Source organism: Kitasatospora sp. NPDC056651 (genome assembly GCF_042792155.1).
Classification (GTDB): Bacteria; Actinomycetota; Actinomycetes; order Streptomycetales; family Streptomycetaceae; genus Kitasatospora.
Genome location: NZ_JBHTWX010000056.1, coordinates 18,373 through 41,567 on the forward strand (window position 1 = coordinate 18,373; position 23,195 = coordinate 41,567).

The window sequence follows — 23,195 nt, forward strand, 5'->3', positions numbered from 1 at the left end:
GCCGATGGGGCGGTCTACGAACCGGCTCCCGAGGTCTCACCGGTTTCTCATCGGGACCGGCCAGGATGAACAATGCCTGCACCGACCCGAGGGAGATGATCCATGGACGACGCCGCCGACCGTCCGGAGTGGCGGGTCCTGGTCGTCGACGACGAGCCGGACCTGGTCGAGGTGGTCTGCGGGGCCGTCCGCTACGAGGGCTGGCAGGCACGCGGCGTGACCACCGGCCTGGCCGCCGTCGAGGCCGCCGCGGCCTGGCGCCCGCACGCCGTGGTGCTCGACGTGATGCTGCCGGACCTCGACGGCCTGGAGGTGCTGCGCCGTGTCCACGCCGAGCAGCCCGAGGTGCGGGTGCTGTTCCTCACCGCCCGGGACGCCGTCGAAGAGCGGATCGCGGGCATCGCGGCCGGCGGCGACGACTACGTGACCAAGCCGTTCAGCCTCGCCGAGGTGGTCGTCCGGCTGCGCGGCCTGCTGCGCCGCGCCGCCCCGCCCGCCGCGACCAGGCAGCCGCCCCCGCACGCCCTGGTGCTCGGCGACCTCGTCCTGGACGAGCGGGCCCGTGAGGTCACCCGGGGCGGGGAGACGATCGAGCTCAGTCCGACCGAGTACGCGCTCCTCGCCCACCTGCTGCGCCACCCCCGGCAGGTGCTCAGCAAGGCGCAGATCCTGGACGCCGTCTGGTCGTACGACTTCGGCGGACAGGCGCACATCGTGGAGCTGTACATCAGCTACCTGCGCAAGAAGGTGGACGCCGGCCGCAGTCCGATGATCCACACGGTGCGCGGCGCGGGATACCTGATCAAGGCCGCGCCGTGAGGCTCCGCGTCCCGCACGCCCGGCTGCTGCCCCGCACCCTGCGTGCCCGGCTGATCGCCGGCCTGCTGGTGCTGCTCGTGGTCACCTGCGCCGCCGTCGGCTTCGCCACCACGGCGGCGCTGCGCCACTTCCTGGTCGACCGCCTGGACCAGCAGCTCGCCGAGTCCGGCGGCCGCTATGCCGCGAGCCTGGAGCACACCGGCCAGGGCGCCGGCCCCGACACCCGGGCCCAGACCCCCGGCACCCTCGGGGTGCGGCTGCTGGCCGGGAAGGTCACCGCCGCGGGCGTGGTCGACGGGGACGCCGACGACGTGGACGACCCCGGCGACGAGGACGACCGGGTCGGCTTCACCTCCGCCCAGCAGCGGGCGCTGGCCGCGCTGCCCGTCGGCGGACCGGCCCACTCCCTCGACCTCGGCCGGACCCTGGGCCACTACCGGGTCCGCGCGGTCGCCGGACGGGACGGCGACGTGCTGGTCAGCGGCCTGCCGCTGCGTCCGGCCGAGGACACCGTCGACCGGCTGGAGACCCTGGAGCTCACCGTCTTCGCGATCGCCGTCGCCGCGGCCGGCGCGGCCGGGGCCGTCTGGGTCGGCTTCTCGCTGCGCCCGCTGCGGAGGGTGGTGGGCATGGCCGAGCGGGTCGGCGCGCTGCCGCTCGCCAGCGGGGAGGTGATGCTCGCCGAACGCGTGCCGGACGACGACCCGCGCACCGAGGTCGGCCGGGTCGGCGCCGCGCTCAACCGGATGCTCGGGCACGTCGGCGACGCGCTGGCCCGCCGTCACGCGGTGGAGGAGCGGCTGCGCGGCTTCGCCGCCGACGCCAGCCACGAGCTGCGCACACCGGTCGCGACGGTCCGGGGCCACGCCGAACTGGCGCTGCGCCACCCCGGGCCGGTGCCGGAACCGGTGCGGCACTCGCTGGAGCGGATCGACGCCGAGGCGGTGCGGATGGGGGCGATCGTCGAGGACCTGCTGCTGCTCGCCCGGTTGGACGCCGGCCGTCCGCTGGCCGCGGAGGAGGTGGACCTGACCCGGATCGCCCTCAACGCGGTGGCCGACGCCCGCGCCGCCGGGCCGGAGCACCGCTGGCGGCTGGTGCTGCCCGAGGACCCGGTGCTGGTGCGCGGCGACGAGCACCGGCTGAGCCAGGTGACGGCCAACCTGCTGGCCAACGCCCGGACCCACACCCCGCCCGGCACCGAGGTCGGGCTGAGTCTCCGACAGGTGGACGGTCAGGTCGAGTTGAGCGTCACGGACGACGGACCGGGGATCGCGCCCGAGCTCGTCGACCGGGTCTTCGAGCGCTTCGTCCGGGGCGACCGGGCCCGCTCCCGCGCCACCGGCTCGACCGGGCTCGGCCTGGCGATCGTCCGGGCCGTCGTCCGGGCACACGGCGGCGCGGTGACGGTGGCCAGCCGGCCCGGCCGCACGGAGTTCACCGTCCGGCTGCCGTGACGGCTGCTGTGCCCGCGGCGGTCGCGCCCGCGGCGGTCGCGCCTGCGGTGGTCGTGCCCGCGGCGGTCGCGCCTGCGGTGGTCGTGCCCGCGGTGGCCGCGTCTCCGGCGGTGCGGAAGCGCTGCCGGTAGTCGGTCGGGGTGATGCCCAGGCCGCGGCGAGCAGGTGGCCGCCGCCTGCGCGACCCGGCCGCTGGAGTCGGCGGGCACCGAGCTCACCGCCGCCCAGGTCCACCGCGGCGCGCTCACGACGATCGGCGACCTGTACGGCGTGGTGGTGGAGACCCCGGCCGACCTCGGCTGAGGCCGGGAGCCGCCGGGAGCCGCCGGGAGCCGCCGGGAGCCGCCGAAGACCGCTGGGAACCCCGGCCCCCCGCTCCCGGATCGCCACCGATCCGCGCCCGCCTCGTTGACCACGAGGCGCACGGTGTCGGCGGAGGCGGGGTACGGGCATGGCGGGGAACCAGGCGGCGGCGGGCGTGGACGGCCCGCCGGAGCTGCGGGAGTCGTACCGGCTCTGCGAGCGGGAGGTGGCGGGCCATCTCCCGCTGCTGCGGGGGATCAGCGACCTGCTGCCGCCCGAGGTGCGGCCGTGCCTCCACGCCGTCAGCGCCTTCGCCTCCCGGTCCGGCCGGATCGCCGACGAGGGCGACGGCGGTGCGGTCGACGCCGCCGCGGATGCCGCCGTCGACCGGGGGCACCGGTTCGCCCGCTGGCGGGCCGACACCCTGGCCGAGCTGGCGGCCGGTCACAGTGAGCACCCGCTGCGCCGGGCGTTCGTGGACACCGCGCGCCGCTGGGAGCTGGACCCCGCGCTGGTCGAGGAGCACCTGGACGCCACCCGGGCCGACGGTGCCCGCCCGCCCGCCTTCGAGACCCGCGCCGACCAGCGCCGTCACCTGCGGGGCGTCGCGGGGGCGATCACCGAGCTGTGGGCGCCGCTGCTGGGTGCGCCGGGCCCGCGGGCGGCGGGGGCGCTGTCCGCGTTGGGGGAGGCCTGGCAGCTGGCCGACCTCCTGGCGAGCCTCCCGCCCGACCTCGCGGCCGGCCGCTGCTACCTGCCGCGGGAGGACCTGCGCCGGCTCGGCCTGACCGTCCCCGGCCTGACCGTCCCCGGCCTGACCGTCCCCGGCCACGATGCCGCCCGGCAGACCGCCCGGCAGACCGCCCTGGACGAACTGGTCGAGAGCCAGCGGGACCAGCTGCACGACCTGCTGGACCAGGCCCTGCCCGCCACCTGGCTCGCCGCCCCCGACTGCCGCCCGTTCCTGCACGCCATGCTGCTCGGCGCCCAGCTCCAGCACGACGAGGTGGCCCTGCTGCGCTCGCGCGTCCTGACCGAGGGCCTCACCCCGCTGAGCTCCGACGGCACCACCCCCCACCGCCGCGCCCGCCCCGCCCCGCCGGCCGCCGGGACGCCCGCCCATGTCGCCGTGATCATGGACGGCAACCGCCGCTGGGCCGAGGCCCGGCGGCTGCCCGCCGAGCAGGGCCACCAGGCCGGGCAGCGGGCCGCGCTGCGCCTGGTCAACGCGGCGCTGCGGCTGGGTGTCCGGCACCTGAGCCTCTACGCGTTCTCCACCGAGAACTGGGACCGGCCGTCCGGGGAGCTGGCCGCGCTGTTCGACTCCATGGCCGACGGCATCGCCCGCAGCGCGGAGGGCCTGCACGCGCTCGGCGTGCGGATCCGCTGGTGCGGCAGGCGGGACCGGGTGGACGAGTCGCTCGCCTCCGCGATCGCGCTGGTGGAGAGCCTGACGTCCAACAACGGCACACTGACCCTGACGGTCTGTGTGGACTACGGCGGCCGGGAGGAGCTGGCCGCCGCCGCACGGGCGTTGGCCGCGGCGGCGGTGGCCGGCGAGATCCGCCCGGAGGCGATCGGCCCGGCCGACCTCGCCCGGCGTCTGTACGCCCCGGACCTGCCGGACGTCGACCTGCTGATCCGCACCTCCGGGGAGCAGCGGATCAGCAACTTCCTGCCCTGGCACCTCGCCTACGCCGAGCTGCTGTTCGACCCGACGCCGTGGCCCGACTACGACCTGGCCCGGCTGCGCGGAGCCGTCCGCGCCTACGCGGCCCGTGAGCGGCGCTTCGGCGGCGCGGTGCCCGCCCAGTCCCGCGGGCTCCGCGAGCCCTGGCAGCCCTGACGGCCCCCGCAGCCCTGACGGCCCCGGCGGACCTTCAGGCCCCGGCCGCGGCTGCTGCTCCTGCTGCTCTACTGCTACTGCTTCTCACTGCTCGGCCGGCGGAGGCGTGTACGTCCCCTGGGCCGTGACGTACGCCAGCACCGTGTCCACGGTGACCGGGTGCGCGCCGTAGTTCGCGGTGTACGCGTCCACCGCCTGCTGGGTGGGGCGCAGCGGCACCCCGCTGAGCCGGACCTTCATCGGTTGCCCGGCCGGCACCGGCTCGGCCGTCAGCTTCCCCTCCGTCAGGCCGCAGTGGAAGGCCGAGCGGTGCCCCATCTCCGCCCCGCTGACCTCGCACCGGCCGGAGGCGAGGCTGTCCTTGATCGCGCCGGCCACGTTCACCACTCGGTAGACACCCTTGGACGTCCGGACCGAGACCCCGCCGTCCAGTGCCCCGTCACCGTGCACCTTCGGCGGGTTCGCGAGGGACGGGTCGCCGGTGGCCGAGCGGATCGGCAGGCGTACGGCCGGTCCCCGGCGGTCCAGCACCACGCGCGCCGGGGCGACGACGTCCACCATCGCCTGGAAGCGGTCCAGTTGCGCCTGCGCCTCGGGTGTCCAGCGCACCTCCACCCAGCCGTCGGTGAGGGTGCCCAGCCTTCCGGAGCGGTCGGTGCCGCCGTCAACGGCACCGGCCGCGGTCCCAGTGAGCCACCCCAGCAGCGGGGTGGCCAGTGCCGCGCCCAGCAGCGACCGTCGCGTCGTGCTCATCGTTCCGAACCGTCCTTCCCGGGCCGTCCGGCACGGCCCTGGGACGGATCATCCGTCCACCGACCGTCTTCGACGGCGGCCGGGCGGGCGAAACCACCCGTGTGGGGGGAGCGCGGAGTCGTCCCGGGTTGTTCGTCGGGGCCCATGAGCCCCCGGGGACCGCCGCCCGCCGGGTGTCAGGTCCGGCGACAGGGTGCCCCGTCCGGAGGGCGGGCGGCCCGGCGGGCCGGCCGGACGCCCCGGGTCGTGTGCCTCCCTCAGCGGCCCGGCGCCCGGCGGGGCTGGGGCGGGAGCGGAAGGGTGAGGGCCTCGGGGGAGGCGGGCGGGAGGGCGAGAGCGGAGGCGGTCTCGTCGGGGAGGGGGTGGAGGCCGAGGAGGGCGGTGGTGAGGCGGGTGGTGGCGCGGTGCCAGTCGGGGATGCGCTGGAGCATGGCGTGGCCGCTGCCGGTGACGGTGTAGCCGCAGACCCGGGCGCCCGCGGCGCGGCTGCGGGCGGCGAAGGCACGGGTCTCGGCGGGCGGGGTGACGGTGTCGCGGTCGCCGTGCAGCATCAGGACGGTGCGTCCGGCGAGTTGGTCGCACGGGTCCTCGACGGGGCACCACGGCGCGAGGGCGACCAGGCCGGTGACGGACGGGTGCCCGCCGGCCTGGAGCGCGGCGCGGCCGCCCATCGAGTGGCCGATCAGGACGGTCGGCACCGGTCCGAGCAGCGCGGTCAGCTCGTCGAGCGCGGCGGTCGCGTCCCGGGCGGCGTCGGCCCGCTCGCCGTTCCAGCCGCGGTGGCGGTAGCGGACGGTGGCGACGGCGATCCCGGCGTCCGCGGTCGCCCTGGTCAGGCCGCGCAGGAAGCCGTGCATCCGCAGCAGCGGGAGGTTGAGGCGCCCGGGCCGGGCGAGGTTGTGCTCCTCGCCGCCGTGCAGCACCAGGACGGCGGCCCGCGCCGCCTCGGGGCGGACCCGCCAGTGCGGCGCCCGGTGGTCCACCGGATGCCCCGCCGTCGTGCTGTTCGTCGTCGTACCGGTCACCGTCGCACCGTCCTGTCCGCCCCGCCCCGCCCCGCCCCGTCCGCCCCGCCCCGCCCCGTGGCCCGTCCCCGGACCGCCACTGTACGCGTGCGGACCGCCGCGGGGTTCACCCGAGGGGAGCATCCCGGACACCGGGCGCGCGCGGCCGGACCGGGTGCCTGCTATCCACGAAGTGGGGGGCCCGCGGTGCCCGCTCGTGGTGCCGTGTCATCGAGTGGAGGACGCCGTGGCTCAGCAGCTCGCACTGTCCGTCGACTTCGGATCGGGCTTCACGGAGGCCTGGGCGAAGATCGCCAAGTTCATCCCGCAGTTCATCGCCTTCCTGGCGATCCTGGTCGTCGGTTGGTTCGTGTCCAAGGCGATCGCCAAGGTCCTCGACCGGGTGCTGAGACGACTCGGTTCGGAGCGGGTCGCGGAGCGCTCCGGGATGGCCGCCCGCCTGTCCGGTTCCAAGTACGACATGACCGGCATCATTTCCAAGGTCGTCTACTACATCGTCCTGCTGATGGCCCTGCAGCTGGCGTTCGGCGTCTTCGGCCCGAACCCGATCAGCACGATGATCCACAGCATCGTCGCCTGGCTGCCGCGGGGCATCGTCGCCGTCGTGATCGTGGTGGTCGCGATGGCCATCGCCAACGGCGTGCGCGACATCGTGGGCAGCTCGCTCTCCGGGGCCTCCTACGGCCGGACGGTCTCGACCCTGGTCTGGGCGTTCATCGTCGGCCTCGGCGTGATCGCCGCACTGGGCCAGGCCGGGATCGCCACCGCGATCACCGGGCCGGTGCTGATCGCCGCGCTCGCCGCCATCGTCGGCGTGCTGGTGGTCGGTGTCGGCGGCGGCCTGATCCTGCCGATGCGCCAGCGCTGGGAGCGGTGGCTGGACGGCGCCGAGCGGGAGACGGCCCGGCTCCGTGGCAACGCCTACCAGGCCGGACGTTCCGACGTGCTGTCCAACCAGCCGGTCCGGCCGACCACCCAGACCGGCCCGGGCAACCCGCCCGTCCAGGGCATCGAGGGCGACGAGCCCCGGTGACCCCGGGAGCTCACACCTCCAGCAGGCCCTGTTCGCGCACCAGCCAGCAGATGGCGGTGAGCCGGAGCACGGCGTAGTCGTGGCCGACCGGCTCCCGCCAGCCGATCTCGGCGAGCGCGTCCAGGAAGCCCAGCGCGTAGTCCGACAACTCCTCACGGTCCAGGGGCCGGGGCGCGAGCTCCGGTCCCTGCGCGTACAGCAGCTCCCGCAGCATCGCCGTGTGCTGGTCGACCGCCGCGACGAAGCCGGGCTCGAAGGCGAACTCGGCCAGCCGGGGCGTGAAGGCCGTCACGATGCCGGGCAGCGGACAGCCCGCCGGCTCGTCGGGAGAGCGCCGGAAGGAATCGTCGGAGGTCGCGAACATCCGTCCACCGTAGGCGAGCCCCGGGGCGGGAACGGACGCCCGTGACGCTTCCGTGCTGAGACCTTGGCCACCTCGCGCGCCCGCCGGGAACGCTCCGTGGTCCGGCGGATCCGCTGCGCCCACCGGGTGGTCCGTATCACAATGGCCGGCATGGATCTCCGCATCTTCACCGAACCCCAGCAGGGCGCGAGCTACGAGACGCTCCTCGAGGTCGCCCGCACCGCCGAGCAGCTCGGCGCCTTCAGCGCGTTCTTCCGGTCCGACCACTACCTGAAGATGGGTGACGCCTCCGGGCTGCCGGGGCCCACCGACGCCTGGATCACGCTGGCCGGCCTCGCCCGGGACACCAGCACCATCCGCCTGGGCACCCTGATGACGGCCGCCACCTTCCGGCTGCCGGGTGTCACCGCGATCCAGGTCGCCCAGGTGGACGCGATGAGCGGCGGCCGGGTCGAGTTCGGCCTCGGCGCCGGCTGGTACGAGGCCGAGCACGCCGCCTACGGCATCCCCTTCCCGAAGGAGAAGTTCGGGCGGCTGGAGGAGCAGCTGGCGATCATCACCGGGCTGTGGAACACCAAGCTCGGCGACACCTTCGACTTCGCCGGCGAGTACTACACGCTGACCGACTCGCCCGCGCTGCCCAAGCCCGCCCAGGAGCACGTGCCGGTGCTGGTCGGCGGCTACGGCCCCCGGCGCACCCCGGCCCTGGCCGCCCGCTTCGCCGACGAGTTCAACCTGCCGTTCGCCCCGACGGACGTCACGGCCGCCCAGTTCGGTCGGGTCCGCGCCGCCGTCGAGGCCGCCGGGCGTGCGGCCGACGACCTGGTCTACTCCAACGCCCTGGTGGCCTGCGTCGGCCGGGACGACGCCGAGGTGGCCCGCCGGGCCGCCGTGATCGGCCGCGAGGTGGCGGAGTTGAAGGAGAACGGCCTGGCCGGCACCCCGGACGAGGTGGTGGAGAAGATCGGCCGGTACGCGGCGGTCGGCAGCCAGCGGATCTACCTCCAGATCCTCGACCTGGACGACCTGGACCACCTGGAGCTGATCGCCTCCCGGGTCGCCCCGCAGCTCGGCTGACGCCCGGCGCCGGGTCGTCCGTACCGGCTCCGAGCTCCGCCCTTTACTCGCTCTTGGGATTGCGCCATGCTCCAGGAGGGGGGACGGGACGGCGGCGGGAAACGGCGGGGGAGGCCGGGTGCGCGGGACGAGAGCGGTGCCGGCGGCGGTGCCACGGGTGCCGCCGCCGCGCCCCGCCGGGGAGCACGGCGTGCTGTCCGTGTCGCAGGACCCGCCCGCCCGGTACGAGCTGCGCGGCCCCGGGCCGGCCGTGCTGCGGTACCCGGCCGGGGACCTGCTGGTCGTCACCGGCCTGCCCGGCAGCGGCAAGAGCACCCTGATGCGGCGCTGCGTCCGCGCCCCGCTGATCGACTCCCAGTCGGTCCGCGAGCAGTACGCGGCCCGGCTGCCCGGCCGCCTGCCGTACGTGTTCTACCGGCCGCTCGCCCGGCTGGCCCACTACCGGCGGCTGCGCCGGGCCGTGCTGGACGGCGGCCCGCTCGCCGTCCACGACTGCGGGACCCAGCCCTGGGTGCGGCGCGGGCTGGTCCGGGCCGCCGCCCGGCAGGGCCGCCGGGTGCACCTGCTGCTGCTCGACGCCGATCCGGCCGAGGCGCTGGACGGGCAGCGGCGGCGCGGTCGCGGCGTCTCGCGCTACGCCTTCGCCCGGCACCGGGCGGTGGTGGCCCGGCTGCGCCGCCGGACCCTGGAGGCCGGACGGCTGCCGGCCGGCTGTGCGTCGGCCGTGGTACTCGACCGGGCCGCCGCGCGCGCCCTGCGGGAGATCGACTTCACCGCGTCGTAGTCTCGGCGAGTCCGCGCCGGGCGCCACCGGCGGGTCCGGCCGGAGCAGGCCCGGGGCGCGGCCGAGACTCCGTCAACTCCCGCCGACAGGAGCGCAGATGCGCCGTACTGCCCGGGTGCGCCCGCGTGCCCCCCGCCTGTTCCCCTGCGCCGCCGCGCTGGTCGCCGCGGCCGGACTGAGCCAGTTCGCCGCACCGCCCGCGCACCGTGCCGTCGTTGCTCCGCCGGCCGCGTGCGAGGACGGCGCCGGCGCGGCGGACGCCGCGGCCCGGCTGCCGGCCGGCGGCCCGGCGGGGCGGGACCCGAACGAGGTGAGCGCCGAGGAGGCCCGGGCGATGCAGGCCGACCTCGAAGCGCGGCTCGGCGAGCTCGGTGCCGCGCGGACCCGGGCCCTCACCCCGACCACCGTCCCGGTCTACTTCCACGTGATCCACTCCGGTGGCGACGGGCGGCTGGACCAGAGCGCCGTCACCGCCCAGATCGACCACCTCAACGCGAGCTACGGCGGCCAGGGCGAGGGCAACACCCCGAGTGGGTTCCACTTCGAACTGGTCGGCACCGACTGGACCGACAACGCCTCCTGGTACACCGGCATGACCCCCGGCTCGGCCGCCGAGCAGCAGATGAAGACCGCCCTGCGCAAGGGCGACCAGGGCGCCCTCAACCTCTACACGGCCCTGCTCGGCGACTCCCTGCTCGGCTGGTCGACCTTCCCGAACGCGTACCGGGCGGATCCGGTCCAGGACGGCGTGGTGGTGCTGGACGCCTCCCTGCCGGGCGGCGGAGCCACCCACTACGACGAGGGCAACACCGCGACCCACGAGATCGGCCACTGGCTCGGCCTCTTCCACACCTTCCAGAACGGCTGCCGGGCGCCGGGCGACTACGTGGACGACACCCCGCCCGAGCGCACCGCCGCCTCCGGCTGCCCGGAGGGCCGGCACACCTGCTCCGGCCCGGGGCTGGACCCGATCCACAACTTCATGGACTACAGCTACGACTCCTGCATGACCCAGTTCACCCCGGGGCAGGCCCAGCGGATGGCCAACATCTGGGCGGCCTACCGAAGTTGAGGTCACACCCGGGAGGCGTCGCCGGGGCGTCGGGGGCTCAGCAGAAGACGACCAGACAGAGCAGCCGCCGGCCGCCGGAGGCGCGGAACTCGTACGCCAGGTACTCCAGGGCGGTGGCTTCCAGCCAGGCGGCCGGGCGTTCCTCGGGCGTGAGCAGGGCCGGCACGAAGTGGCCCGGGGAGGTCTCCTCCAGCCGGCCCCACAGGCCCAGCGTCATCTCCTCCGCCTCGGCCGCGAGCCGCTTGGCCAGCCGCCGGTCCACCGGCCCGCGGGCCAGCCGCCAGTAGCAGCCCCCGGCGTCCACGAAGCCGCCCGAGGCGACCGGGTCGTGCAGGTCCCAGCGCTCACCCGCCTCCTCCTTCGGCGGCAGGGCGGCCAGGACCTCGGCGAAGCCGCCGGTACGGCGGCGGGGTTTGCTCGGCATCCGGGCAGTCTCCCAGCTCCGGGGCGCCGGTCGCACAGGAATTGAATGCGACGGGGGCCTCCCGGCGTGGCAGATACCGATCGTTTGTCCGATTTGATCTATGTTCTGAGGGTCGGTACCGATCAGGAGCAAGGAGCAAGCCATGAGTGCGAATCCCCGGATCGTCGTCGGTGTGGACGGCTCGCCCGCCTCGGAGCAGGCGCTGAGCTGGGCGATCGACTACGCGCGGGCCGTCGGCGGGACGGTCCACGCCATCGCCGCCTGGGAGTACCCGGCCTTCTACGGCTGGGCCGGACAGGGCGTGCCGACCGTCGAGACCTTCAACCCCGAGGAGATCGCCGGGAAGACCCTCACCGACACCGTCGTCAAGGTGGCCGGTGACGACGCGGGCGTGCGGATCACCGAGAGCGTGACGCCCGGCAACGCCGCCCGCGTGCTGCTGGAAGCCGCCAAGGGCGCCGCGCTGCTCGTCGTCGGCAGCCGCGGCCTGGGCGGCTTCTCCGGCGTGCTGCTCGGCTCGGTCAGCCGCCACCTCACCGAGCACGCGCCCTGCCCCGTGGTCGTCGTGCGCGAGGCCCACGGCGACGCGGAACAGCCGAAGTAGTCGAGGCGACGGCGGCCCCGGAGCACTGCGCCGGGGCCGCCGCCGCGCCCGGCCGCCACACGGACCAGAATGGAGACATGCCAGAAGGTGACTCCGTCTACCGCGTGGCGGCCCACCTGCACGAGGCCCTCGCCGGACAGCTGCTGATCGGCGCCGACCTGCGGGTGCCCGCGCACGCCACCGCCGACCTCGCCGGCCGCCGGGTGCTGGAGGTGGCCCCGCGCGGCAAGCACCTGCTCGCCCGCTTCGAAGGCGGCCTCACCCTGCACACCCACCTGCGGATGGACGGCCGCTGGGAGGTCTACCGCACCGGCGAGCAGTGGACCGGCGGCCCCGCCTGGCAGATCCGCGCCGTCCTCGCGACCGACCGGGGCGCCGCCGTCGGCTACCGGCTGCCCGTCGTCGAACTGCTGCGCACCGCCGACGAACGGCGGATCGTCGGCCACCTCGGCCCCGACCTGCTCGGCCCCGACTGGGACCCGGTCGAGGCCGTCCGCCGGCTCCTCGCCCACCCGGGCCGCCCGCTCGTCGAGGCCCTGCTCGACCAGCGCAACCTGGCCGGGATCGGCAACGTCTACGCCAACGAACTGTGCTTCGTCGCGGGCGTGACGCCGTGGACCGAGGTCGGCGAACTCCCGCACCCCGACCGGCTGGTGGAGCGGGCCCGGCAGATGCTGGAGGCCAACAAGCTGCGCCCCGGGCACATCACCACCGGCGACACCCGGCCCGGCTACCGGCACTGGGTCTACGGCCGGGCCGGGCGGCCCTGCCCGCGCTGCGTCACCCCCGTGGTGACCGGGCGCCAGGGCGAGCCGCCGCGCGACCGGGCGGTGTTCTGGTGCCCGTACTGCCAGCGCGGCCCGGCCCCGGACCTCAGGGGTGTTCGACCAGCGCGGGGTGGCGCGGGTCGTCCACCCGGACGGTGACGTCGGCGGCCTCGGCGGGGCCGGTCTCCGCCGCGTAGCGGGCGAAGGCGGGCAGCGTCCACTGCTGGTCGGCCGGGGTGCGGCGGGCCAGCGCGGCCGGGCCGAGCGCCAGGTGGACGGTCAGTTCCAGCGGCAGCCATCGCCCGAGCAGCAGCGCGCCGTCCAGCAACAGCACGCCGCCGGGCGGGAGTTCGGTGTACGGGGCGCGGGTCGAACGGTCGGTGACCGGGTCGCGCAGGGAGGACAGGACGCGGCCGCTGCCGCCCGGCTCCAGCGGGTCGAGGACCTCGCGCATCAGGGCGCCGTCGTCCAGCCAGAGGTCGTGGAAGGCGTCCGCGTCGTGGTGGCCGTACTCCAGCCGGATCGACGCCGGGCGCAGGAAGTCCGCCGCCGAGACCCGCAGCGTCGGGTGGCCTCGCAGCCGCAGCGGCTCCACCAGGGCGTCGGCGAGCACCTCGGGGCGGGCGGCCGCCGCGCCGTCCACGGCCACCCGCAGGTGGCGCCCGCCGGCGCCGGGCAGGGCGGCGACGCGGTCGGCGAGCAGCTCGGCCAGGTTGTCGGGGGAGATCGGGCGTACCTGCATCGGGCCATCCTGCCGTCTCGTGGCTTCCTTCGCGGCTCTCTTCGGGGTGCTCAGCGCAGCGGGAGGGCGTGCAGGACGTCGTCGTGGCCGAGGTAGAGGCGGTCCCGGTCGGCGGCGACCGTCCAGACGTCCTTGCCCGGGCCGGAGTCGCGGAAGGTCGGGCCCGGTTGGCCGGCCGTGGTGTGGATCGCGCTGACCCCGCCGGCCGCCGGGCCGGGGACGTACAGCGTGCCGTCGGCGACCACCGGACGGCTGCGGCGGTCCAGCGGGTCCGGCAGCCGGCAGGACCAGACCTGCCCGCCGGACCACGCGTCGTGGCCGGTGACGGTGCCCTGGTCGCGCAGGACGAGCACCCGGGGTCCGTCCTCGACGGGCGGCAGTGCCCGCCAGGACTCCCCCCGGGCGGGGGAGTGGGTCCAGCCCGTCTCGCCGGTGGGGCGCAGCATGCGCACGCCGCCGTTGCCGTCGGGGACGTAGATGCTGTTCGCGCCGGGGACGCACCAGCGCAGCTCCTCCTCGCCGGGGGCGGTCCACAGCTCGCGGCCGGTGGCGGCGTCCCGGGCCACCAGCTCGGTGCCGCCGCCGAAGACGCGGACGCAGACGAGGACGGGGCTTCCGACGTTCGTCGTGGGGGTGACGGGCCGTTCGTCCTGTTCGGTGCGGACCGTCCAGAGCAGGGACCGGTCGGCGACCCGCAGCGCGAACAGGTGGTGATCCGACAGGGGGCGGTCGGCCCGCGGTCGGCCCCAGGAGCTGCCGTAGAGGACGCCGCGGTCGTAGCCGGCGAGGCTGACCTGCCCCTGCAACTCGTCGGGCAGCGGCAGGCTCCAGTCGGCGGCGGGGTCGGTGAGGTGGCGCGCTTCCAGGTGGCCCTCGTGGACGGCGGCGAAGAGGTGGTCGGGCCCGATCACGACCTTGTCGAGCGGGGCGGGGTCGCTCGGCCCGCCACGGGCGGGCGGCGGGTCGAAGACCAGCAGGCGGCCGGGGGCGCCGGTGGCCGGGTCGAGGAGCTGGAGACCGCTCCTGGAGAGGTGGACGGGGCGGCCCGGCATGGCGGTCAGCCGCTCGGGGGTCATCGTCTCCGGGCCTCGGTAGGTCCACAGCGGGGTCGGGCCGGACAGCGCGGTCGGCGGCGGCCCGGTCGGCGCGGGCCGGGGGAGCGCCCCGCTGTCACCCGAACGGCCGAGCGCCCAGGCGGCTCCGCCCGCGGCGAGCACCCCGGCCCCGATCAGCAGCCCGCGCCGGCTCGGCCGCCCCCGCTCGGCGCCGCCCGCGATCACGTCCTCGCAGGCCCCGCCGCCGTCCGCGTCCCACTGCCACGACTTCTCCCGGACGGGCCCCTCGGACGACGGCGACTGCATGCGGTTCTCGCTTCCCCCACCGGCGGCCCCGTGCCGCCACCCGCCCGGAGGATATCGAACAGCCCCCGAACGATCCGGAGCCCCGCGACGCCCGTACGAGGGCTCGTACTAGGCTCTGGCACACAGCACCGGAACCGCCCGGCACCGCAGGGGAGGTACGCCGTGACGGCTGAGATGATCGCACCCGAGTGGATGCACCGGCAGATCACCAGCGAGCAGTACGACTCCTGGACCGATGAGCAGTGCGCGGGCATCGAGATCGTCGACGCGATGGTGGTCGTGTCCCCGAGTGCCTCCAAGCGGCACGACCGGCTCGCCCGGTTCCTGGCGAACGCCCTGGACGAGGCCGGCGGCGCCGAATGGAACGCCGACACCGACTTCGACGTCCGGCTGCAGGACGTGCCGCTGAACAACCGCCGACCGGACGTGGTGGTGTACCGCGCGGACACGATCGACGAGTCGCCGACCAGACCCGACCACGTGCTGCTGCTGGTCGAGGTGGTCTCGCCGGGTTCCGAGACCACCGACCGGGTGGTCAAGCTCGACCAGTACGCCAAAGCGGGCATCCCCTTCTACTGGCGGGTCGAGCAGGCCACCGGGCGGGTGCCGATCGTGCACACCTACGTGCTGGACGAGGCCGGGGCCGGCTACCGCGCCGGGGAGCTGTTCACCGGGCTGGTCAAGGCCGTGGTGCCGTACCCGGTGGCGGTGGACCTCTCCGGGCTCTGACGGCGGTGGTCAGTGCCGCTTCGGCGGGTGGTCCGCGAACTCCGCGAGGACGTCGGCGTGGCAGGGCAGCGGGGCGCACCAGCAGCCGAGGCGGTGGCCGCGCAGCGGCGGGACGAGGGCGAGCAGGTCGGGACGGTCGAGCAGGTAGGCGCGGTACTCGACGACCATCTCCTCCCGGGTCAGGTCCGGCCCCGGGTGGAACGGGCAGTGCAGCGGGGACTCGGCGAGGTGCCAGCCGCCGCGGTGCATCGCCCGGCCGACGTAGACGACGTCCCCGTACCCGGAGTCGTCGCGGTGGCCCTTGAGGTTGACCACGGTGGTGCGTCGGGAAGTGCTCGGCATGCCCTCCATGCTGTGGCAATCCGGGCCGCGGAGCAGCCCGCGGCCGCCGCGCCCTCGCCTTGACACCGCCCGGGGCCGGGCGTAGCACGGGAACATGCGCCATCCGCACGCGACCGGCGGGGCCGATGGGGCGCGGCCCCGCCCGGACCGGCCGCCGGAGCCCGGCGCCGCCGCGCGGGCGGGCCGGGCGCTCCCCCGGTCCGTCCGGGAGACGGCCGGGCAGGCGGACCAGCGGCGCGACGAGTTCCTCGCGCGGGCCGTGCGCCGGGTGCTCGGGTCCACCGGGGCGTACGGCGCGCTGGTGTACCTGCGCTCGCGGGACCGCCGGTCGCTGGTGCTGCGCACCATCGCGGGCGTGCCGCTGGCGGTGATGAGCCCGTTCCGGCGGGTGGCGGCGGCCGGGCCGCTGCCGGTCGCGGTCTGCTTCCGCACCGGGCGGGTGGTCACCCTCACCGACACCGAGGACACCATGCGCCGCTTCCCGCAGCTCGCGGTCGGACTGCCGTACGACTTCGCCTCCGCCTGTGTGCCGGTGGCGCACGGCGCGGAGCGGTTCGGGGTGCTGACCGGGCTGTGGCCGGCCTCGGACGAGGGGCTGCCGGATCCGGCGGCCCGGCGGCTGGCCAAGGTCGCCGCCCGGCTCGGCGGAGAACTGGCCGGGCTGGCGGAGCCCGGGCGGTCGGTGGAACCGGGCGGCGAGGTGTCCGTGGTCGACGTGCCGGTGTCGTCGATGCCGACCACCAGGGTCGGGCTGTTCGACTGGGACACCGCCACCGGGGCGCTCGCCGCCGACACGTGCTTCCGGGAGATCTTCGGCTTCGGCCCGGGCGAGTTCGACGGCACGGTGGCCGCACTGAACCGCCGGGTCGCCCCGGGCGACCTGCCGGAGTTCCGGGCCGCCGCCCGGATCGCGCTGGAGCGCGGCGAGGTGCTGGCCGCCCGGGTCCGGGTGCTCGGACCGGACGGCCTGCCGTACCCGGTGGAACTGTGGGCCCGGGTGCCGGCGGCGATCTCCGAGGCCCGCACCCACCTGGTCGGCGCGGTGCTGGACGTCCGGCGCCTGACCGGTGCCGCGGCCGCCGTCGAGCGGCTGCCCGAAGGACTGTTCTCGCTCGATCCGGACGGCCGGATCTGCTACGCCAACCGCGCCGTCGAACCACTGCTCCGGGCCCGCCGCGAGGACCTGCTCGGCCGCCACCCCTGGGAGGCGCTGCCCTGGCTCGCCGACCCCTTCTACGAGAACCGCTACCGCGCCGCCCAGCTCTCCCAGCGGCCCACCGCCTTCCTGGCCGCCCGCCCGCCGGACGGCTGGCTCGCCTTCTCGCTCTACCCGGACGCCCACGGCGTCACCGGCCGGGTGGTCGCGGCCGAGGCCCCGCCGGGCGCCGCCGAACCGCTCCCCGCCCCGCCGCCACCCGCCGCCCGCACCGGGGTCGGCGCCACCCATCACCTGCTCCAGCTGGCCAGCGCGCTCACCGAGGCGGTCACCGTGCGGGACGTCTGCCGGGCGGTCACCGAGGAGATCCTGCCGGCCTTCGGCGGCCAGGAGCTCGCCATCTACGCGGTGCGCGAGCAGCGCCTGCACCTGCTCTCCCAGACCGGCTACCCGGCCGGCTTCCTGGACGCCTTCGAAGGCCTGTCGATCGACGCCCGGGTGCCCGGCTCGGAGACGCTGCGCACCGGCACCCCGATCTTCTTCGAGTCGGTGCGCGACCTCGCCGCCACCTACCCCGGCCTGGCCCTGGACGAGATGGGCGCCTGGGCGTTCCTGCCGCTGATCGCCTCCGGCCGTCCGGTCGGCAGCTGCATCGTCGGCTTCGAACGGCCGCGCCCGTTCACCGTCGAGGAGCGCGGTCTGCTCACCGCCCTCGGCGGCTTCATCGCCCAGGCGCTGGAGCGCGCCCGGCTGTACGACGCCGAGTTCACCCTGGCCCGCGGCCTGCAGCAGGGGCTGCTGCCGCACCGGCTGCCCGAGGTGCCCGGCATCCGGATCACCGCCCGCTACCTGCCCGGCACCCAGGGCATGGAGATCGGCGGCGACTGGTACGACGCGATCGTCACCGGCGGGGACGTCACCCTGGTGATCGGCGACGTCGAGGGCCACAGCGTCGGCGCCGCCGCCGCGATGGGGCAGCTGCGCAGCGCCGTGCGCGCCTTCGCCACCGGCGGCGAACCGCCCGGCGAGGTGCTCGCCCGGACCAACCGGCTGCTGCTCGACCTCGACCCCGGGCTGCTCGCCAGCTGCTGCCTGGTCCGGCTCACCCCGGCCGCCGGCCTCGCCCGGATCGCCCGGGCCGGGCACCTCCCGCCGGTGCTGCGCCACCCCTGCGGCCGGGCCGAGGCGCTGTACGTCCCGGGCGGGCCGCTGCTCGGCGTGGACGACCGGGCCGACTACCCGGTCAGCGACCTGCGGCTGGACAGCGGAGCGGTGCTCGCCCTGTACACCGACGGGCTGGTGGAGGACCCGGCGGTGGCGATCGACCAGGGCGTGGACCGGCTGCGCGCCGCGCTGGCCCGGGCCGCGGCGGGGGAGGGGCTGGAGCAGGCGGCCGAGCGGCTGCTGCGCGAGGTCGGCTCGGCCCGCCGGGTGGACGACGTGGCGCTGCTGCTCACCGCCCTCGGCTGAGACCCCGCCGGCCGCACCCGCGCCGACCAGGCGACTTTCGTCGGTGCCGGGCATCGACGAAGGAGGACGGCGGGTGCCCCGGCCGGATCGATAGTCTCGACGGGTGGAAGCGATCGCACGGGCCTGGCACACGGCGGTACGGACGGCACTGCCGGGGCCCTGGCGGCCCCGCCGGGTGGTCGGCGAGGCGCTCGGCGCCCTGCTGATGGGCGGGTTCGCGGCGCTGTCGGAGGTGCTCCTCGACAGCGGCCTGGCCCTGTCCTTCGGCGTGGCCGTCGCCGTGCTGTGGGTGCTGCGCAAGGGGTTGCCGGCCACCGTGCTGCTCGTCGCCGCGACCCTGGCCGGCTGGTCGGGCGGGCCGATGCTGCTGCTGATCTGCGCGGGCTGGACCGCCGGGGCGCGGATCCGCCGGGTCTGGTCGCTGGTCGCCGCCTTCGTCGTGGGCTGGGTGCTGTTCACCGTGTCGGGCGTGCTGAAGGACGTCGCTTCGCTGTCGCCGAAGCTGGTCCTGCCGCTGTCGCTCGGCTTCTTCCTGGTGTCCGCCGTGCTGCCCGCGCTCTACGGCCGCTACCGGGCGCAGCGTCGCGCCCTGCTGGACGCGCTGCGCGAGCGCAACGAGCAGCTGGTGCGCGAGCGGGTCATGGTGGTGCACCAGGCGCGGCTGCGCGAACGGCACCGGATCGCCCAGGACATGCACGACAGCCTGGGCCACCAGTTGGCGCTGATCTCGGTGCACTCCGGCGCGCTGGAGGTGGACCGGACGCTCAGCGACCGGCAGCGCGAGGCGGTCGGGGTGCTGCGGCATGCGGCGGTCGCGGCGATGCGCGAGCTGCGCGAGGTGGTCGGGGTGCTGCACGACGAGTCGACGGCGTCGCCGCCCGGCACCGGGACGGGCGCCGGGACACCGGCCCGGGGCGGGGTGGACGGGGTCGGGGGACTGGTGGAGTCCTCCCGGGCGGCCGGCGCGGAGGTCGCCTTCGGCGTGGAGGGCGAGCGGCGTCCGCTGTCGGCCGCCGTCGACCACGCGGCGTACCGGATCGTCCAGGAGGCGCTCACCAACGCGCACAAGCACGCCCCCGGCGCACCGATCGGCGTCGCGCTCCGGTACGAGCCGGACGCGCTGGTGGTGGAGGTGACCAACACGCGCACGCCGGAGCTCGTGGGCGCGCGCTCCGGCGCGGGGACGGTGGTCAGCGGCGGTCAGGGGCTGGCCGGCCTGCGGGAGCGCGCCCGGCTGGTCGGCGGCATGGTGCACGCCGGGCCCACGCCGGAGCAGGGCTTCCGGCTGGCGGCCGTCCTCCCCTACGAAGGGGCGGAACAGGAGGGGACGGCCGCCGCGGCGGACGGGGCCGAGGACTGGATCCTGGACGGCCCGCCGCCCGCCGAGGAGGCGGGGCGCCGGCGCCGCAGCCCGGCGACGGGCTGCGCGGTCGGGGTCGTCGCGGTCGCGCTGGTCGTGCTCGGCCTGCTGGTCTGGGGGGTGATCGCGGTCGTCCGGGGCACCAGCGACGCGATGGTGCAGAAGCCGGTGTTCGACCGGATCGGGGTCGGCACAGCCGAGGCCGAGGTGCTGAGCACCCTGCCGCGCGGCAACGACTTCTTCACCGACACCTACAAGGGGGCCGGTCCCGAGGTGCCGCCGGGCGCGCACTGCCGCTGGTACGTGCTGGGCGGTGCGCCCGGGTCCGGCTGGGACGAGGAGCACGTGGCGCGGTTCTGCTTCCGGGACGGCGTGTTGGTGGACAAGCAGGAGTACGTGGCCAGGGGCTGAGCGCCCGCGCGCGCCGGGGTGGTCCGGCCGGGTGCTCGGCGGGAGGACCGGGCCGCGGGTACGGGGGCGGTGCGGGGCGGCTGCGCCGGAATGTGAGGATGGTGCCGCAGCCGACGCACCGTTCGAGGGGAATGACCAGCGTGATCCGAGTCCTCGTCGCCGACGACGAGCCGTTGATCCGGGCCGGCATCAGGATGATCCTCGGCTCGGCCGACGACATCGAGGTGGTGGCGGAGGCCGCTGACGGCCGGGAGGCGCTGGAGCTCGCGCGGGCGCACCGGGTGGACGTGGTGCTGCTGGACATCCAGATGCCGGTGATGGACGGTCTGACGGCGCTCGGGGAGCTGGCGAAGGCCGCCCCCGGCGCGCGGGCGTTGATCCTCACCACCTTCGGGGAGCGCGAGAACGTCCTGCGCGCCGTGGCCGAGGGCGGCGCGGGCTTCCTGCTCAAGGACACCGCGCCGAACGAGCTGATCCAGGCCGTCCGTGCTGCGGCGGGTGGGAACGCCTTCCTCTCGCCGGCGGCGACCCGGCACATCGTCGACTCGCTGGCCTCCGGGCGCACCGCCTCGCTGGCCGCCCGCGCGGTGGCGGCGCGGCGCCGGCTGGAGGTGCTCACCCCGCGGGAGCTGGAGGTGCTGGAGCTGCTCGGGGAGGGTCTGTCCAACGCCGACGCGGGGGCCCGGATCCACATGAGCGAGGCGACGGTGAAGACCTACGTGAGCCGGATCCTGGCCAAGCTGGGCTGCGAGAACCGGGTCCAGGCGGCGTTGCTGGCGCGGGACGCGGAGCTGGACGGTCGTCGCTGAGGGTGCCGTTCAGGTCACTTAGGGTGCCGGGCGTGACGGATGCCACTCGGCGGGGGTGCGGAACCGGGAACTCCGGGTGCGACGGTGACGGTACGTCAGCTGACGATTTCTCAGCGTGGATGGTGTGGCGGCTTTCTCGGATGGAGAGGTGTGAGCGAGGGCACGGATTTTGACCATATGATCTTGAAAATACGGTCAAAAGCCTTCAAATCGGGCATGATTTTGTGATCGATACCGCCGGTAACAGTCAATTGACCAGCGACGTCCAAGAATTGCTTGCTGCGTCCGGGTGATGCCCCTAGCTTCATTGGCGGCGCAACGAGCGCCACCCGGGTTCACCCCGACGCACTGCCCGCCGACCGACCCCCGGCGCGAGGGCGGTGCCCGTCGACGAGCCGGCTCGAACGGGCCGTCGGCGTGCGGAGGTGACCGGGGCGGCACGGCACGTCCGACACGTGTCCGGCCGCCCCTCGAGTGAGGTGAGCAAACGACCGCCGGCCCATGTCCCGGGCCTGGTTCCGCATGCCCGCCCGGGGCTTGTCGAGAGGACCTGTATGAATCTCCGTCACGAGACCGCCGCTGCCACCGACACCACCACCAGCAAGCGCCACCGCCTGCGGATGGCGGTCGTCGCGGGTGCCGCCGTCGCGGCCCTGCCGGTGACCGGCCTCGTCACGGCCACCTCGGCCTCCGCCGCTCCCGCCTCGACCTGGGACGCCGTCGCCCAGTGCGAGAGCGGCGGGAACTGGAGCATCAGCAACGGCAACGGCTTCCACGGCGGACTGCAGTTCAGCCCGTCCACCTGGGCCGCGTACGGCGGGACCGCGTACGCCTCCCAGGCCCACAAGGCGACCAGGGCGCAGCAGATCGCCGTCGCGGAGAAGGTCCTCGCCTCGCAGGGGCCGGGTGCCTGGCCGGTCTGCGGGAAGAAGGCGGGACTGGGCCGGGGCGGCGCTCCGGCGGCCGTCGACGCCTCGGGCGGCACGGCGGCCAAGGCGGCCAAGCCGGCCACCAGGGCGGCCAAGCCCGCCGCCAAGCCCTCCGCCAAGCCCGCCGCCGCGCCCGTGGCCGCGCGGCAGGCGTCCGAGGGCCGTCCCTCGGCCAAGCCGGCGCAGTCCGCCCCGGTGGCGCCGACGAACACCGCCGCCGGTGGCTACACCGTCAGGAGCGGCGACACCCTGAGCGACATCGCGGCCAAGTTCGGCACCGACACCGACAGCCTCTACCGGAACAACGTGGGCACCATCGGCGACGACCCGGACCTGATCTTCCCGGGCCAGACGCTGACGGTCTGACCAGGACCCGTCCGACCAGGACCCGTCCGCCCGGACCGTCCGACCGGGAGGCGGCCGGCCAGGAACCGGCCGATCGGAGTCGGCTGACGGGCAGCACACCGCCGTGACCGGCCGAGCGGCCGCCCCGCGCAGGGGGCGGCCGCTCCGGCGCGTCCCGGGGCGGCGGGCGGGAGGCCGCGCCGTGCGCGCGCCGGGGTGCGGAAGCGGTCCGAGGTGTGGTTGAACGTTGAACGCAATGTCCGAATGCCGCCGGAGGTTTGAAACGCCCAGGGGCAGGATCGAGTCATGTCCGAGATCGGAACGAGGGGTTCTGGAGAGATGACGATGAACGGTTCGACGGTGCGCGACGGCCTGGGCGGGCTCGACGGCAAGGTGGCCCTGGTGACCGGCGGCAGCCGGGGGATCGGGGAGGCGGTCGCGCTGCGGCTGGCCGAGGACGGCGCCGACGTGGTGCTGACCTACCAGGGCGGCGCGCAGCGGGCCGAGGCGGTCGCCGCGAAGATCACCTCGCTGGGGCGCACCGGCTGGGCGGTCCGGGCGGACAGCGCCGACCCGCAGGCGGTGCAGGACGCGGTCACGGCGGCCGTGGAGCGGTTCGGGCGGCTGGACGTCCTGGTGAACAACGCCGGGGTCGGCGTCCTCGGCCCGATCGGCGACCTCACCCTGGAGGACGTCGACCGGGTGCTGGAGGTGAACGTCCGGGCGCCCTTCCTGTACGCCCGGGCGGCCTCCGCGCACCTGGCCGAGGGCGGGCGGATCGTCACCATCGGCAGCTGCGTCGCCCAGCGCGTGGCCTTCCCCGGCACCACGCTGTACGCGGCCAGCAAGGCGGCGCTGATCGGTCTGAACAAGGCGCTGGCCCGGGAGCTCGGGCCGCGCGGGATCACCGCCAACCTGGTCCACCCGGGGCCGATCGACACCGACATGAACCCGGCCGGCGGCCCCTCGGCGGAGATCCAGAGCGAGCTCACCGCGCTCGGCCGCTTCGGCACCGCCGCGGAGGTGGCGGCCGCGGTCTCCTACCTGGTGGGCGAGGGCGGGCGGTACGTCAGCGGCGCCGAGCTCGCGGTGGACGGCGGATTCGCCGCCTGAGCCGCCCCGGCGCACGCCGGGTGCGGTGTCGTGGGCGGGGGGGGGGGGGGCGCGGGCGGTAGCGAGGCCGGGGCCGGCGGGGGGCCCGGGCGCGAGGGGT

23 protein-coding genes are annotated in these 23,195 nt (G+C 75.7%); 16 read left to right on the plus strand and 7 right to left on the minus strand.

Translation table 11 applies throughout. The features are described from left to right. Positions 1-102 precede the first annotated feature (102 nt). The 4 genes from ACFRAR_RS21940 to uppS all read left to right on the plus strand — a co-directional run bounded on the left by ACFRAR_RS21940 (position 103) and on the right by uppS (position 4,425). Positions 103-819, plus strand: a complete 717-nt coding sequence (locus ACFRAR_RS21940) for a response regulator transcription factor (RefSeq protein ID WP_380699804.1) — start codon at positions 103-105, stop codon at positions 817-819. Continuing rightward, complete coding sequence (locus tag ACFRAR_RS21945; protein ID WP_380699805.1) at positions 816-2,276, plus strand: sensor histidine kinase; 1,461 nt, start codon at positions 816-818, stop codon at positions 2,274-2,276. The genes ACFRAR_RS21940 and ACFRAR_RS21945 overlap by 4 nt, the downstream gene beginning before the upstream one ends. A 165-nt stretch (positions 2,277-2,441) precedes the next feature. Continuing rightward, on the plus strand, positions 2,442-2,579 hold the full coding sequence (locus tag ACFRAR_RS21950; protein ID WP_380699806.1) for a hypothetical protein: 138 nt from the start codon (positions 2,442-2,444) through the stop codon (positions 2,577-2,579). 148 nt (positions 2,580-2,727) lie between these two features. Continuing rightward, a complete protein-coding gene (gene uppS / locus ACFRAR_RS21955) occupies positions 2,728-4,425 on the plus strand; it encodes a polyprenyl diphosphate synthase (RefSeq protein ID WP_380699807.1) in 1,698 nt (565 codons plus the stop codon). An 84-nt stretch (positions 4,426-4,509) separates the two neighbouring features. On the opposite strand, the gene ACFRAR_RS21960 is transcribed toward uppS, so the two are convergent. Further along, entirely contained in the window at positions 4,510-5,178 is a 669-nt protein-coding gene (locus ACFRAR_RS21960; RefSeq protein WP_380699808.1) for a hypothetical protein, read from the minus strand. Positions 5,179-5,435: 257 nt separating this feature from the next. Beyond that, positions 5,436-6,203: an alpha/beta hydrolase gene (locus tag ACFRAR_RS21965; RefSeq protein WP_380699809.1), complete on the minus strand. Its 768-nt coding sequence runs from the start codon at positions 6,201-6,203 to the stop codon at positions 5,436-5,438. Between the two features lie 226 nt (positions 6,204-6,429). On the opposite strand from ACFRAR_RS21965, the gene ACFRAR_RS21970 reads away from it, so the two are divergent. Further along, on the plus strand, positions 6,430-7,236 hold the full coding sequence (locus ACFRAR_RS21970; RefSeq protein ID WP_380699810.1) for a hypothetical protein: 807 nt from the start codon (positions 6,430-6,432) through the stop codon (positions 7,234-7,236). Between the two features lie 10 nt (positions 7,237-7,246). On the opposite strand, the gene ACFRAR_RS21975 is transcribed toward ACFRAR_RS21970, so the two are convergent. Further along, positions 7,247-7,600, minus strand: coding sequence for a DUF6401 family natural product biosynthesis protein (locus ACFRAR_RS21975; protein ID WP_380699811.1), 354 nt, complete (start codon positions 7,598-7,600; stop codon positions 7,247-7,249). A 150-nt stretch (positions 7,601-7,750) separates the two neighbouring features. Here ACFRAR_RS21975 and ACFRAR_RS21980 point away from each other — a divergent pair, with 150 nt between their 5' ends. From ACFRAR_RS21980 to ACFRAR_RS21990, 3 genes are all read left to right on the plus strand, one after another. Next, positions 7,751-8,677: an LLM class F420-dependent oxidoreductase gene (locus tag ACFRAR_RS21980; protein WP_380699812.1), complete on the plus strand. Its 927-nt coding sequence runs from the start codon at positions 7,751-7,753 to the stop codon at positions 8,675-8,677. Positions 8,678-8,795: 118 nt separating this feature from the next. Then, the gene (locus ACFRAR_RS21985) at positions 8,796-9,461 is read left to right on the plus strand and encodes an AAA family ATPase (protein WP_380699813.1); all 666 of its coding nucleotides are present in this window, start codon (positions 8,796-8,798) and stop codon (positions 9,459-9,461) included. A 97-nt stretch (positions 9,462-9,558) separates the two neighbouring features. Further along, positions 9,559-10,533 carry a zinc metalloprotease gene (locus ACFRAR_RS21990; protein WP_380699814.1) on the plus strand — a complete coding sequence of 325 codons (975 nt, stop codon included), beginning with the start codon at positions 9,559-9,561 and terminating at the stop codon, positions 10,531-10,533. Between the two features lie 37 nt (positions 10,534-10,570). On the opposite strand, the gene ACFRAR_RS21995 is transcribed toward ACFRAR_RS21990, so the two are convergent. After that, positions 10,571-10,957 (minus strand): hypothetical protein, encoded by a 387-nt coding sequence (locus tag ACFRAR_RS21995; protein ID WP_380699815.1) that lies wholly within the window; start codon positions 10,955-10,957, stop codon positions 10,571-10,573. A 142-nt stretch (positions 10,958-11,099) separates the two neighbouring features. On the opposite strand from ACFRAR_RS21995, the gene ACFRAR_RS22000 reads away from it, so the two are divergent. Together ACFRAR_RS22000 and ACFRAR_RS22005 are read left to right on the plus strand one after the other, a co-directional pair. Beyond that, positions 11,100-11,561, plus strand: a complete 462-nt coding sequence (locus ACFRAR_RS22000; protein ID WP_380699816.1) for a universal stress protein — start codon at positions 11,100-11,102, stop codon at positions 11,559-11,561. 77 nt (positions 11,562-11,638) lie between these two features. Next, complete coding sequence (locus ACFRAR_RS22005; RefSeq protein WP_380699817.1) at positions 11,639-12,487, plus strand: DNA-formamidopyrimidine glycosylase family protein; 849 nt, start codon at positions 11,639-11,641, stop codon at positions 12,485-12,487. Here ACFRAR_RS22005 and ACFRAR_RS22010 read toward each other — a convergent pair. Both ACFRAR_RS22010 and ACFRAR_RS22015 read right to left on the minus strand, forming a co-directional pair. Then, entirely contained in the window at positions 12,435-13,070 is a 636-nt protein-coding gene (locus ACFRAR_RS22010; protein WP_380699818.1) for a uridine kinase, read from the minus strand. The genes ACFRAR_RS22005 and ACFRAR_RS22010 overlap by 53 nt on opposite strands. A 50-nt stretch (positions 13,071-13,120) precedes the next feature. Further along, positions 13,121-14,431, minus strand: coding sequence for a PQQ-binding-like beta-propeller repeat protein (locus ACFRAR_RS22015; protein WP_380699819.1), 1,311 nt, complete (start codon positions 14,429-14,431; stop codon positions 13,121-13,123). 162 nt (positions 14,432-14,593) lie between these two features. Here ACFRAR_RS22015 and ACFRAR_RS22020 point away from each other — a divergent pair, with 162 nt between their 5' ends. After that, positions 14,594-15,160: a Uma2 family endonuclease gene (locus tag ACFRAR_RS22020; RefSeq protein WP_380699820.1), complete on the plus strand. Its 567-nt coding sequence runs from the start codon at positions 14,594-14,596 to the stop codon at positions 15,158-15,160. 9 nt (positions 15,161-15,169) lie between these two features. Here ACFRAR_RS22020 and ACFRAR_RS22025 read toward each other — a convergent pair whose 3' ends face one another. Next, positions 15,170-15,502, minus strand: coding sequence for a DUF4326 domain-containing protein (locus ACFRAR_RS22025; protein ID WP_380699821.1), 333 nt, complete (start codon positions 15,500-15,502; stop codon positions 15,170-15,172). A gap of 94 nt (positions 15,503-15,596) precedes the next feature. Here ACFRAR_RS22025 and ACFRAR_RS22030 point away from each other — a divergent pair, with 94 nt between their 5' ends. The 5 genes from ACFRAR_RS22030 to ACFRAR_RS22050 all read left to right on the plus strand — a co-directional run bounded on the left by ACFRAR_RS22030 (position 15,597) and on the right by ACFRAR_RS22050 (position 23,095). Continuing rightward, positions 15,597-18,128, plus strand: coding sequence for a SpoIIE family protein phosphatase (locus ACFRAR_RS22030; RefSeq protein WP_380699823.1), 2,532 nt, complete (start codon positions 15,597-15,599; stop codon positions 18,126-18,128). 103 nt (positions 18,129-18,231) lie between these two features. After that, entirely contained in the window at positions 18,232-19,899 is a 1,668-nt protein-coding gene (locus ACFRAR_RS22035) for a sensor histidine kinase (RefSeq protein WP_380699824.1), read from the plus strand. Between the two features lie 140 nt (positions 19,900-20,039). Further along, positions 20,040-20,708: a response regulator gene (locus ACFRAR_RS22040; RefSeq protein WP_380699839.1), complete on the plus strand. Its 669-nt coding sequence runs from the start codon at positions 20,040-20,042 to the stop codon at positions 20,706-20,708. A 554-nt stretch (positions 20,709-21,262) separates the two neighbouring features. Further along, positions 21,263-22,003 carry a transglycosylase family protein gene (locus ACFRAR_RS22045; RefSeq protein WP_380699825.1) on the plus strand — a complete coding sequence of 247 codons (741 nt, stop codon included), beginning with the start codon at positions 21,263-21,265 and terminating at the stop codon, positions 22,001-22,003. A gap of 324 nt (positions 22,004-22,327) precedes the next feature. Continuing rightward, positions 22,328-23,095 (plus strand): SDR family NAD(P)-dependent oxidoreductase, encoded by a 768-nt coding sequence (locus ACFRAR_RS22050; protein ID WP_380699826.1) that lies wholly within the window; start codon positions 22,328-22,330, stop codon positions 23,093-23,095. Positions 23,096-23,195: the final 100 nt, after the last annotated feature.